At 70.6% G+C, this 12,007-nt stretch carries 10 protein-coding genes; 5 read left to right on the forward strand and 5 right to left on the reverse strand.

The features are described from left to right. Positions 1–2: 2 nt before the first annotated feature. From ACHAAJ_RS14660 to gabT, 3 genes are all read left to right on the forward strand, one after another. Entirely contained in the window at positions 3–1,589 is a 1,587-nt protein-coding gene (locus tag ACHAAJ_RS14660; protein WP_435728983.1) for a sodium-dependent transporter, read from the forward strand. Continuing rightward, complete coding sequence (locus tag ACHAAJ_RS14665) at positions 1,586–1,723, forward strand: methionine/alanine import family NSS transporter small subunit (protein WP_435728984.1); 138 nt, start codon at positions 1,586–1,588, stop codon at positions 1,721–1,723. Before ACHAAJ_RS14660 ends, ACHAAJ_RS14665 begins: the two co-directional genes overlap by 4 nt. A gap of 153 nt (positions 1,724–1,876) precedes the next feature. Further along, a complete protein-coding gene (gene gabT, locus ACHAAJ_RS14670; RefSeq protein ID WP_435728985.1) occupies positions 1,877–3,217 on the forward strand; it encodes a 4-aminobutyrate--2-oxoglutarate transaminase in 1,341 nt (446 codons plus the stop codon). 9 nt (positions 3,218–3,226) lie between these two features. Here the strand turns inward: gabT and rarD are convergent, their stop codons facing one another. The 5 genes from rarD to ACHAAJ_RS14695 are packed head-to-tail and all read right to left on the reverse strand — an operon-like array spanning position 3,227 to position 10,852. After that, positions 3,227–4,126 carry an EamA family transporter RarD gene (gene rarD / locus ACHAAJ_RS14675; protein WP_435728986.1) on the reverse strand — a complete coding sequence of 300 codons (900 nt, stop codon included), beginning with the start codon at positions 4,124–4,126 and terminating at the stop codon, positions 3,227–3,229. Further along, the gene (gene eccCa / locus ACHAAJ_RS14680; protein WP_435728987.1) at positions 4,119–8,087 is read right to left on the reverse strand and encodes a type VII secretion protein EccCa; all 3,969 of its coding nucleotides are present in this window, start codon (positions 8,085–8,087) and stop codon (positions 4,119–4,121) included. The genes rarD and eccCa overlap by 8 nt, the downstream gene beginning before the upstream one ends. Positions 8,088–8,089: 2 nt before the next feature. Further along, positions 8,090–9,151 carry a nucleotide-binding protein gene (locus tag ACHAAJ_RS14685; RefSeq protein WP_435728988.1) on the reverse strand — a complete coding sequence of 354 codons (1,062 nt, stop codon included), beginning with the start codon at positions 9,149–9,151 and terminating at the stop codon, positions 8,090–8,092. Between the two features lie 14 nt (positions 9,152–9,165). Next, a complete protein-coding gene (eccD, locus tag ACHAAJ_RS14690; protein ID WP_435728989.1) occupies positions 9,166–10,512 on the reverse strand; it encodes a type VII secretion integral membrane protein EccD in 1,347 nt (448 codons plus the stop codon). Positions 10,513–10,516: 4 nt separating this feature from the next. Continuing rightward, positions 10,517–10,852: a hypothetical protein gene (locus ACHAAJ_RS14695; protein WP_435728990.1), complete on the reverse strand. Its 336-nt coding sequence runs from the start codon at positions 10,850–10,852 to the stop codon at positions 10,517–10,519. A gap of 181 nt (positions 10,853–11,033) precedes the next feature. On the opposite strand from ACHAAJ_RS14695, the gene ACHAAJ_RS14700 reads away from it, so the two are divergent. Beyond that, positions 11,034–11,378, forward strand: a complete 345-nt coding sequence (locus ACHAAJ_RS14700) for a WXG100 family type VII secretion target (protein ID WP_435728991.1) — start codon at positions 11,034–11,036, stop codon at positions 11,376–11,378. 56 nt (positions 11,379–11,434) lie between these two features. Beyond that, the gene (locus ACHAAJ_RS14705) at positions 11,435–11,743 is read left to right on the forward strand and encodes a hypothetical protein (RefSeq protein ID WP_435728992.1); all 309 of its coding nucleotides are present in this window, start codon (positions 11,435–11,437) and stop codon (positions 11,741–11,743) included. Positions 11,744–12,007: the final 264 nt, after the last annotated feature.

Genomic DNA, 12,007 nt, shown 5'->3' on the forward strand with positions numbered 1-12,007 from the left:
CCATGAACTCTCCATCAAAAGGTGGCCCGGGTAACGCCCCTGCCACCGCCGCCGCGAGGGAAACCTTCTCCACGCGCCGGCTCTTCATCCTCTCGGCGATCGGGTCCGCCGTCGGCCTGGGAAACATTTGGCGCTTCCCGTACGTCGCCTATGAAAACGGAGGGGGAGCGTTCCTCATTCCGTATCTCGCCGCGCTGCTGACGGCCGGCATTCCGCTGTTGTTCCTCGACTACGCGGTGGGCCACAAGTTCCGCGGCTCGGCGCCGCTGGCCTACCGGCGCCTGCACCGCGGCGCGGAGGTCCTCGGCTGGTGGCAGGTTCTCGTCTGCTTTGTCATCGCCGTCTACTACGCGGTGATCATCGCGTGGGCCGCCATGTACACCTTCTTCTCCGTGACGCAGGCCTGGGGCGACGACGCCGAGGCCTTCCTGTTCGGTGAATTCCTCCAGGTGGCGGAGGTCCCGGCGCTCGGGTTCGACTTCGTGCCCGCGGTCCTGCTGCCGCTGCTTGCGGTGTGGGCCGTCGTCATCTGGATCATGGTCCGCGGCGTCCGCAAGGGCATTTCGAAGGCGAACGGCATCTTCCTGCCGCTGCTGGTTGTCATGTTCCTGACCCTGGTCATCAGCTCGCTCTTCCTCCCCGGCGCCGCGGAGGGACTGAACGCGTTCTTCACCCCGAACTGGGAGGCCCTGGGCAATCCCGCCGTCTGGGCCGCCGCGTACGGACACATCTTCTTCTCGCTGTCCGTCGCGTTCGGCATCATGGTGACGTACTCGTCCTACCTCAAGCGCAAGTCGGACCTCACCGGGTCCGGCTTCGTGGTGGCCTTCGCAAACTCCGGATTCGAGATCCTCGCCGGCATCGGCGTCTTCGCCGCGTTGGGTTTCATGGCCCAGGCCGCCGGCACGGGGGTCGACGAGGTCGCCGGGGCCGGCATCGGTCTGGCCTTCATCGCGTTCCCCACCATCGTCTCGCAGGCCCCGTTCGGCGCGGTGCTGGGCGTGCTGTTCTTCGGGGCACTGGTCTTCGCCGGCCTGACGTCGCTGATCTCGATTCTCGAGGTCATCGTCGCCGCCGTCCAGGACAAGCTCGGCTGGGCCCGCGCCAAGGCGAGCCTCGCCGTCACGGTTCCCATGGCGGTCATTTCGATCGCACTCTTCCCGACGGCGACGGGCCTGTACCTGCTCGACGTCTCCGACGCGTTCGTGAACAGCTTCGGCATCCTGGCGGGCGCGCTGGTCGCGGTCATCGTCGTCGCGTGGGTCTTCCGCAAGCTTCCGGTGCTCTCCGAGCACCTGAACAGGTTCTCGAGCGTGAAGATGCGCAGGGGCTGGATGGCGGTGGTGGCCCTGGTAGCCCCGCTCGCGCTGACGTACATGCTGGTCAGTGAACTCATCGCGAAGATCACGACGCCCTACGAGGGCTACCCGGCGTGGTTCCTGAACGTCTTCGGGTGGGGCATGTCCGTGGGGCTGATCGTCGCGGCGGTCCTGCTCACGCTGATTCCGTGGGGCCGGAACTCCAAGCTCCACAACGATCCCGAATACGCGGCCATCTCGGCCGCCGAGAACAAGGAGGCAACCCGATGACCGGAATTGCCATCACGATGATGATCATCGCCATCCTCACCGTGTGGGGCGGGCTGGCGCTGGCGCTGGTCAACCTGTCGCGGACTCCCGAAGCCGAGGAGGACCTGCCCGTGGAGGTCGCACCGGAGAACTAGTCCGGCGGACCGATCGGGCCCGCGGGCGGCCGTGCCAGCGCGTTATGCACTTGCACAGCCGCCCGCGGGCCCTTCTGTGCCGGCGGCCGTGGCGTCGCGCACGGCGCGCACATAGTCTCGGCGGAAGACGTATTCGGCGCGAAAGGAACCTTCGTGGACATCCAGTACCGGCTCGAGCAGAGGCGCAGCATCACGGGGCCGTTCCCCGGACCGAAATCACAGGCGCTGTCCGAGCGCCGCGCGGACGTGGTCGCGGCGGGCGTCGCCTCCGCGGTTCCCGTGTACGCGGCCGACGCCGACGGCGGGGTGATCGTCGATGTCGACGGCAACTCGCTGGTGGACCTCGGGTCCGGGATCGCGGTCACCACGGTGGGCGCCGGCAACCGGAAGGTCGCCGCCGCGGTCGCCGAGCAGGCCGCCCGCTTCACCCACACCTGTTTCATGGTCACCCCGTACGAGGGGTACGTGGAACTGGCCGAGCGCCTCGCCGAGCTGACCCCCGGCAGCCACGCGAAGAAGTCCGTGTTCTTCAACTCGGGCGCCGAGGCCGTGGAGAACGCGATCAAGGTCGCGCGCGTCGCCACCGGACGCACCGCCGTCGTCGCCTTCGACCACGCCTACCACGGCCGCACCAACCTGACGATGGGCCTGACCGCCAAGGCGGCCCCGTACAAGCGCGGATTCGGCCCGCTGGCCTCCGAGATCTACCGGATGCCGATGAGCTATCCCTTCCGCGAGGAGAACCCGAACATCTCGGGCAAGGAGGCGGCCGAGCGCGCCATCCTGGGCATGGAGAAGCAGATCGGCGGCGACCAGATCGCGGCGATCATCATCGAGCCGATCCAGGGCGAGGGCGGCTTCATCGTCCCCGCCGAGGGCTTCCTGCCTCGCCTCGCCGAGTGGGCGAAGGAGCAGGGGATCGTTTTCATCGCCGACGAGGTGCAGTCCGGATTCTGCCGCACGGGCGCATGGTTCGCCGTGGAGAACGAGGGCGTCGTTCCCGACATCCTGACCCTCGCGAAGGGCATCGCCGGCGGCATGCCGCTCTCCGGGATCGTCGGACGCGCGGAACTGCTCGACTCCGTCCACCCGGGCGGACTCGGCGGGACGTACGGCGGAAACCCGGTCGCGGTCGCGGCGGCCCTGGCGGCCGTGGACTTCATGGCGGAACAGGACCTCAACGCCCGCGCCCGCGAGATCGAAGAGCGGTTCTACGCGCGCCTGCGGCCGCTGGCGTCCGAACTGCCCGCGATCGGGGACCTGCGCGGACGCGGCGCGATGCTGGCCATCGAGTTCGTCAAGGCCGGCGGCACGGAGCCGGACGCCGAGCTGACGAAGCGGATCGCGGCCGGCTGCCTGGCCCAAGGGGTCGTCATCCTCACCTGCGGCACCTACTCCAACGTGGTCCGCCTGCTGCCGCCGCTGGTCATCGGCGACGAGTTGTTCGACGACGCGCTGGACGTCCTCGAGGCGGCCATCCGCGCCAACGCTTGACCCGGAGGGCTAGCTGCGCACGCGCGGACGACGCGCGAGGTTCAGCGTCAGGAGCACGATCGCCACCCAGACCAGACCGAATCCGATCCACCGCTCCAGCGGCATCTCCTCGTTCAGGACGGTGAGCGCGATGATGAACTGGAGGACTGGCGCCAGGTACTGCAGCGTGCCGATCATGGTCAGCGGGAGCCGGCTGGCGGCCGCGCCGAAGAGCAGCAGCGGCACGGCCGTGACGATCCCGGCCGAGACCATCAGCCAGAGGTGCGTCTGGCCGGAGGACAGCAGGGTCGCCTCGCCCCGGGACAGCAGCCAGGCCATGTAGCCCGCGGCCGGTAGGACCAGTACGGCGGTCTCGACGGACAGCGTGGTCACGGCTCCCGCGGTGCGGCCGACCCGGTTCTTCACGAAGCCGTACAGGCCGAAGGAGAACGCGAGCGTCAGCGCGATCACGGGGACGTTGCCGTGGGCGAACGTCAGCACCAACACGGCGAGCAGCCCGAAGCCCATGGCGGTCCACTGGATGCGGTTCAGCTTCTCCTTCAGCAGCAGCACCCCGAGCGCGGTGGAGACCAGCGGGTTGATGAAGTAGCCCAGGGACGCCTCCACGGCATGGCCGTTGAGCACGGCGTAGGTGAAGGTCAGCCAGTTCACGGCGATCAGGCACCCGGCGGCGACCAGCCGCAGCATCGCTCCGCGGTCGCGCAGCAGCACGAGCAGCGGGTGCCAGTTGCGCGTGGCGGTAAGCAGCAGGCAGCAGAACACCAGGCTCCACACGATCCGGTTGGCCACGATCTCCAACGGGGCCGCGATGCCCACGGAGATGAAGTAGAGCGGCAGGATGCCCCAGATCCCGTAGGCACCGAGGCCGAACAGCAGCCCGGAACCGCGTCCGGCGGGTTGGTTATCCATGGAGGAACGTCTGCACCGTCTGCAGCGGCCTTCCCGTTTGCACCAGCTGGCCGCGCCCCGGGGGGAGCGCGCGTGCCCGGACGTTGTTGACCAGGCCGCCCTCCGCCCGGTCGCCGCTCATGATCAGCGCGGCGGAGCCGGAGTCCCGCAGCGCGGCGAAGAACGATTCGTACATGCCGCGGCCGGCTCCGCGCACCTTGCGCGTCAGGATGACGTTCAGGTCGAGCTCGGCGGCCATGGGCAGGTACGTGGCCATGCGTCCCATGGGGGAGCCCCCTCCGGCGGTCAGGACGTCGTAGTCGTCGACGACCACCACCAGGCGGGCGGTTCCGGGCTTCTCCCCGTCGGTTCCGCCGGTGGTGCGCAACTGCAGTTCCTTGACCAGCGCGGCGGACAACTGCTCCGCGACGGCGGCGCTCCCGGCGTAGCCGCCGAGGTAGTCGTCCGGCACCACGTTGTCCATCCCCTTGCGGGGGTCGTAGACGGCGAAGAGGAGTTCTTCGGGGGTGTGCTGGGCGACCATCGTCTGGATGTAGTTGCGCAGGATGTTGGACTTCCCGCACTCCTCGTCGCCCATCACGATCAGGTGGCGGTCCTTGGACGTGGTGTCCAGCAGGTGCGGCTCCAGGTCCACCTCCCGCAGCCCCAACGGGAAGACGCCCCGCGACCGCGGTTCGGGAACGGAGGAGAGGCCGACGGCGCCGGGCAGCACCCGCACGCGCATCGCCTGGGCGTGGGTGGACTCGGCGACCTGCCGCACGAGGTCGCGGAGGCCGTCGGACATGTCCTCCGCGTCGGCGGACCCGTCGATCCGCGGAAGCGCCACATGCCCGATCAGCTTGCGGTCGGACAGTCCCCGGCCGGGCGCGTCGGAGCTGACGCCGGCCGCGATCTTGCGGTCGATCGCGGAGTCGGCGGGATCGGTCAGGGCCATTTCCACGCGGTTGCCGAAGAATCCCTGCTGGGCCATGCGCAGCTCCGCGTTCCGGTTGAGCGTGGTGACCACGTGGATGCCGTAGCCGCCGCCGCGCATGATGAGGTTGTTGACGCTGTCCTGGATCTCCTCGAAGTCGTCGGCGATCTGTCCGTAGCCGTCGATGACCAGGAAGACGTCGGCGCTGGGGAGTTCGGGCAGCCCGCCCGCGGCGCACAGGCGGCGCATGGTGGCCAGCGAGTCGATCTGGTGCGCCTCGAAGACGCGCTCGCGCACCAGGAGCATGCCCATGACCTCCTCGACGGTGCGCCGGACGACCTCGCGGTTGGTGCGGATGGCGGTCCCTCCGACGTGCGGCAGGCCCGCGAGGGGGAGCAGACCCGAGCCCAGCAGGTCGATGCAGTAGACGCCGACCTCGTGGGGGGAGTGCGTCAGCGCGAGGGAGGCCACCAGGGTGCGCAGCGCCGTGCTGCGGCCGGACTGCGGCCCGCCGACGATCGCGAGGTTCCCACCGCCCGCGGTGAAGTCGATCTCCCACAGACCCTGCCACTGCCGGGCGGGGTCGTCCAGCAGGCCGATCGGCACGCGCAGCTTCCCGCCGTGTTCGAGCCGCAGCCCGCGTTCGCCCGGGTGGATGGATCCGACCGCGGCGTCGAGCGAGACCGCCGAGGGGAGCGGCGGGAGCCAGATTTCCTGGACGGCGCGGGGGAAGGTGCGCAACGTGTCCATCAGGGTGGACATGGCGGTGGGCCCGGTGGTGCGCCGGGCCGCCGTCGTCCGGGTCTTGGTCCCGGTGGCCGTCCCGGAGGCAACCTCGCCCGCGTAGCGCGGGACGGGAACGACGGCGGGAGGCTCCGTGGCCGCGGAGAGCAGCTCCTCCGTGGACTCCTCCGCCTCCAGCGGGCCGGAGACGTAGCCGGACTTGAAGCGGGAGTAGACGGTGGTGTCCACCTTCAGGTACCCGTAGCCCGGCACCGGCGGCAGGTGGAAGGCGTCGGGGGTGTCCAGCACGGTGCGGCTCTCCGACTCCGACAGGGTCCGCAGACCGATCCGGTAGGACAGGTAGGTCTCGAGGCCGCGCAGCTTGCCGCCCTCGACGCGCTGGCTGCTGAGCAGGAGATGGACGCCGATCGAGCGCCCGATCCGGCCGATGGAAAGGAAGAGGTCGATGAAGTCCGGACGCGCCGTCAGCAGCTCGCCGAACTCGTCGATGATGATGACCAGGTGCGGCAGGGGGGCCATCGTCTCCCCGCGGGCCAGCCGCTCGGTCCGGTGGATCTGGTAGTCGGTGATGTTGGCGATGTTGCCGGCGGCCTTGAGGACCTCCTGCCTGCGCAGGATCTCCCCGTTGAGGCTCGCGTACACGCGCTCGACGAGGGAGAGGTCGTCGGAGAGGTTGGTGATGATGCCGGTGACCTGCGGCGCGCCCTCGAACGGGGCGAACGTCGCGCCGCCCTTGAAGTCCACGAGGACCATGGCGAGCGTGTCCGGGGAATGGGTGGCGAGTAGGCCGAACACCAGCGACCGGAGCATTTCCGACTTGCCGGAGCCGGTGGCCCCGATGCACAGGCCGTGCGGTCCCATGCCGAACTGGGCCGATTCCTTCAGGTCCAGCACGGTGGGCTTGCCCCGGTCGTCGGGTCCCAGCGGCACGCGCAGGAAGTCCGCCTCGCCGCGCGGTGCCCACGTGCGCTCTATGTCGTCCCGGTCCAGGCGGTGGGAGAGCCCCAGCATCCCGAGGAAGCTCTGGGCGCCCTCCACGGCGCCACCGTGCTCCAACGAGTCCGCGGAGAGGCGCAGCGGCGCCAGCTCGCGGGCGAGCGCGGACGCCGTCGCCTCGTCCAGCTCGTCCAGGGTTCCGGTGGTGGTCTCCGGGTGGACGGGGTCGCCGCGGTAGTTGTGCACCTCGAATCCGTCCGGTGTCTGGCTGATGCGCACGGAGACCTCGCTCGGCTCCTGGCCGCGGTCGTGGACCAGATGCAGGATCGTCAGGCCCAGGCGGGCTGGCTCGACGAACCGGTCCGTGAGCGGCAGCTCCGTGGACGGGCCGCCGTGCGCATCGGAGACCACGAGCAGACGAGAGAAGGCCTGCCCCAGCGGGGCGTCCGTCTTGCGCGCCTCGACGGCCAGCTTGGTGCGCCGCGCCAGGTCCGGGGCGAGGAGGGCGGCGAGGGCGCCCATGTCCGGGGCCATGCGCCGCACCAGGCCCGTGGAGTCGCGCTGGTCCTGGTCCGCGAGGTGTGGAAGCCAAGTGGCCCACTCCCAGTCGTCGCGGTGGTGTTCCGGCGTGCCGATGGCAATCCCGAGGTCCTCGGGGGAATGGAACGCGGCCGCCTCGGCCAGGATGTTCCGGGCCAGCGCCACCACGAACTCGCGGGAGCCCACGATGCTGACGTTCCCCGCCGAATCCAGCGGCACCGTGATGGGCATGTCCGGCGCCGCGGAGTAGCGGCGCTTGAGGATCTCCGCCTCGGCCACCATGAACGAATCGAGCTGCTGGGTGGATCCCGCGCCGACGGTGATCTCGATCGACCGGCACGGGCGCTCGCCGGTGCCGACGCGGACCTCGAGGAAGTCCGTGTTGCCGCGGCGCCGTTCCCACAGCCGCAGGGGGTTCCGCACGATGTCGAACAGGGCCCGCGGCGGCGGGCTGCCGATCCGCGCCGTGCGGACGGCCTCCTGTTCGTCGGCGCGGAGCCTCAGGCGGGTGCGCTCGAGGTAGCGCATGTAGAGGTCGCGCGCCTGGGTGCGTGCCCGCGCCTGCTTGCCGCGTTGGCTGAACATCATGAAGACGGACATCACGACCGTCAGGATCATCATCATGGCGCCGACGGCCGCGAACGGCGAATTGCGGAACATCATCATGACCGTCATCGAGACGGCGCCGCCGAGCATCGGGACGATCGCCATGAGGTTCAGACCCGGTGCTTCGCCGTCCACGGGAGGCGGGCCGTCGATGCCGAACGGCCGGAAGCCGCGCAGCGGGACCGAGGTCCGGGCGGGACGGTGGACGATCCTCTGCGACATGGCTAGCGCGCCCCGTTGGCGAGCCGCAGAACCTGGCCGGCGACGGTCGCCACGGCGACGCGGCAGTCGGGTCCGAGCAACCGCAGCACGACGTCGGCGCCGGCGGCCAGGTGCCGGTCGTAGCCGATCGCGTAGGCGTCGAAACCGAGACGCGCGAGCCGGGCGGCCTGGCCGAGCGCGGCGAGCGGGGAGGCCTTGTCCTGCTGCAGGACGAGGACCACCAGCGGGATGCCGGCCAGACGGGGGTCCCTGCGCCAGCGGGCGAGCTGGCCCAGGGCGTCGTCCAGCCCGGACAGCGTCGACGGGACCACGTAGACCGCGGCGTGGGCGTCCGCCAGGGCGGCCTGTGTGGCGGGGGCCTCGAAACCGGTGGGGCAGTCCAGCAGCGTGATCGGGAAATAGCGCGAGACGGCCGAACACGTCGCGCGCAACGCGGCGGCATCCGCGGCATCGGCGAGAGTGGCATGGGCGGCGGCATCGGCGTCGTAGCGGGGGCCCGTCGCGAAGAGGTTCGGCGCCGCATGCCCCAGGAGTCCGCCCAACGCGGCCGCCGAGGGCAGCCTGCCCCCGGTCGTGTCCCGGACCAGGGCGTCGACGGGAGCGGCGCCGTCCAGGCCCAGCCGCAGGGCCAGGCTTCCGCGGCCGGGGTCCAGGTCCAGGACGGCGACCGTGTCCGGGCGGACGGCCGAGTAAAGGCGGGAGAGTAGGGCCGCCGCCGTCGTCTTGCCCGCCCCTCCTCGCGTGGACAGGACGGCTATGCGCCGGCCGGTCGTCACGGGTGCCTGGGCGAGGGTCGTCTGCTGAACCATCTCGGCGGGGGTGCCGGCGGAGGAGAACAGGGAGCGCAGCACCCTGCGCAGCGTGCCTCCGGTAGCGGCGGTTTTCGAGAGGCGCCTGCGGTCGCCGTCGAGCGGGGAGTCGATAGCGGACGACGCCGCCCCGGGAGTGTGGGGGGCGGCCGCTGGCGGCGCGGCGGGGGCCCAGAGATCGTCACCGGTGGCCGCCCACGGGTCGACGGCGGGACGCCCGGCGGGCGGGCGGTGCGGCTGCTGGGGCGTGTTCATCCGTTTTCCTTGGCCTAGAACGTCGCGAGCATCGTGGAGAAGACGCCGAAATAGCCGACGAGCAGCGGGACCGTGGCGAGGATCGCGAGGACCTCTACGCGTTCGGCGACCTGCCGCAGGCGCGCCCCGGTGTGTTCGGGCAGGGTCACGCCGAGTCCCAGCGCGATCAGCAGCGATACGGCGAGGACCCCGGCGCCGACGATCCAGACGGTGCCCGGGCCGAGTGCGGCGAGCGCCAGCGAACCGGCGGCGGCGCCGATGCCGGCCGCGGCGTAGAGCGCATGGCGTTCGATCGCCATGGGGAACGAACGTGCGCGCAGGAGCGTGGCGAGGGCCAACGCGAAGACCAGCGGAAGGGACCACGCCGGGCGCGAGGCGTCCGCGGCGACCATCCACATGGCGAGACCGGCGGAGACGGCGGTGGCCACCGTGGAGAGGGTCAGGCCGCGGTGGGCCGCCCGGATGGCCGCCAGCGCGTCCCGGCGCCAGATGGCGGAACCGGTGGCGCGCCTGTCGTCCAGCGTCGCGAGGCCGGAAGCGGACAGCGCGATGCCCGGAAGGAGCCCGAGTGTCAGGACCGAGCAGATCCCCGCGAAGCCGCCGATGCCCGCGGCCTGGCCAGCAGGGTCGTTGGAGGCCGCCCACTCCGTGAGCGGCAGCGCGAGCGTCCAGACCCCGGTGAGCGCGGCCATGACCGCGGCGGCGGTGAGGGTGGACCTGGGCTGGCGCACCACGGTGGCCAGGCATGCGGTCAGCGCCGCGGTCGCGGCCGCGGCCAGCAACACGCGCGCCGGCCCCGCCGCGTCCCAGTGGAACAGCCCCAGCAGGGCCGCGCCCCAGCCCGCCGTCATGAGGGTCGCCGCGACGGGCTTGGAGGCCGCCGCGACGGCCGCTCCCAGACCCAGGAGGACGGCGCCAAGGCCCAGGTAGGACCACCAGCGCTGGTCCGGGAGGAGCGAGCCGAAGGTGATTTCAAGCGCCAGCAGCAGCCCCAGCGCCGAGAAGACGCCGGAGGCGGCCGCGAGCTGTCCGCGCGTCCAGTGTCCGCCGATGTCCTCCGCCTGCTCCACCACCGTGTCGGAGATGTCGTAGACCACCGCCGGAGGGGGCGCATCCTCGTGGCTGAAGAGTGTTAGGTGCGCGCCGTCCAGGACGCCGGCGTCGGCGAGCGTCGCGCCGGCGGGGATCGATTCCCCGGTGGAGGTGAGCAGGACCTTGGTCGTCACCTTTTCTCCCGGGGTGTCCCCGACCAGCTCCAGGATCCGCGGCATCAGGGTGCCGACCTCGGCGGTGGAGGGCAGCAGGAGATCGACGTGGCGGCGGGTTCCCTTGAGCGTCACCCGGGTGTGCGGCTGGGCCATGGCGCTAGTCACCGATCCAGCCGGCGCCCGCGGGCGCGTTCCCGGCGGCGGCGCGCGGTGACGGCGCACCACCGTCGTGCCGGATGGACAGGGGGGAACTGGTGGACTGTTCCCGTTCCGCCCGCTGGCGTTGCTGGTCCGCCATCAGGTTGGAGACGAAGGAGACCGCCACGCAGATCGCGGCGATCAGGGCGGCGGCGACGACGCTGAACAGGAATTGTCTGGTGGTCGCCTTCCAGCGGCGTTCGGTGGGGTTGCGGCCGTAGAGCAAGGCGTCCGTCATCCGGTTGCGGCGCACGGCGACTGATTCGATGAGCTGGCTGTCGAATTCCGTTGCCACTGTGGCCTTTCGGGCTGGAGGGTTGCGTTGGGTCCGCAACCATCATGTCATTCCAGTGGAGGAAAACGGCCACCTTCGCGCCGTGAGTGGGGAGTTCTCCCCATGGGCGGCGCTTGACCGGTTCGCGCCCCTGGCGTTCCATTGAGCGGGAGAGCCCCCACACCGACAGGCAGGAAAGCACATGAGCTTCAAAGGAAAGATGAACGTCCCCGCCATGGGAGACGCATCGACCCAGTCGGAGAACTCCGGCGCCGAGCTGGTCAAGCTCGTCGAGGAACTGGTGGACGGGGTGGAAGACCTGGAGACCACGTTCTCCGGCAACGGGGCGGCCGCCTACCGCAACTTCATGGTCGAGTCCCAGCGCGTCCAGAGCGAACTGATCTCCGCCCTCGCGTCGATCTCCGCCGGCCAGGCGGAGACCGCCAAGGCCTACATCACGATGGACGACACCATGCAGGACGAGGGCGCCTCGGCGGCCGGCCAGGCGTCCGGCACGACCGTCGCGGGCTTCAACCGCGGCGCCTAGCCCACCGCACCCCACCGAACCACCCGGCCCCGGGGCCGAACCGAAAGGACACGAGAATGGGCAAGGACAAGGACACGATCTCCTTCGATTCCGGCGCGGCGGCGCGGATCGAGGGCGACATCCTCCGCATCGCCGGTCGGATCGAAACCATCATCGGCGACCGCGAGCAGCAGAAGAACTTCGTCGCGGACAACTGGGAGGACGAGCAGAACCGCCAGGGCTACGACAAGAAGGAAGCGGACTGGATCACCGCGGCCAACGACACGCTGGAACTGGTGCGCCGGGCGCGCAGGCTCCTGGAGACCAACCAGACGACGGCGGCCGGCACCGGGCGCCAGGTCGGCGGCATCATCGACTCCATCTGACGGGCTTCCTCGAGGGGCCCGCGGGGTCCATGCGGACGGGCGGTGGGGGGAGCCGTTCGTCCCTTTCGTTTTCGGTGCGGCCCGGGGCCAATTAGACTCGGTTGCCGTGCGCAATGTCGCCGCGCGCCCACTTCTCCCCGGAAGGAACACACGTGTCCAACCCAGCCGCCGACCGTCCCCTTCGCGTCGCCATCATCGGCGCGGGCCCCGCGGGCGTCTACGCCGCGGACATCCTCACCAAGGCGGAGCGCGAGTTCGACGTCA

Source organism: Arthrobacter arnarulunnguaqae (assembly GCF_051262515.1).
GTDB lineage: Bacteria > Actinomycetota > Actinomycetes > Actinomycetales > Micrococcaceae > Arthrobacter_N.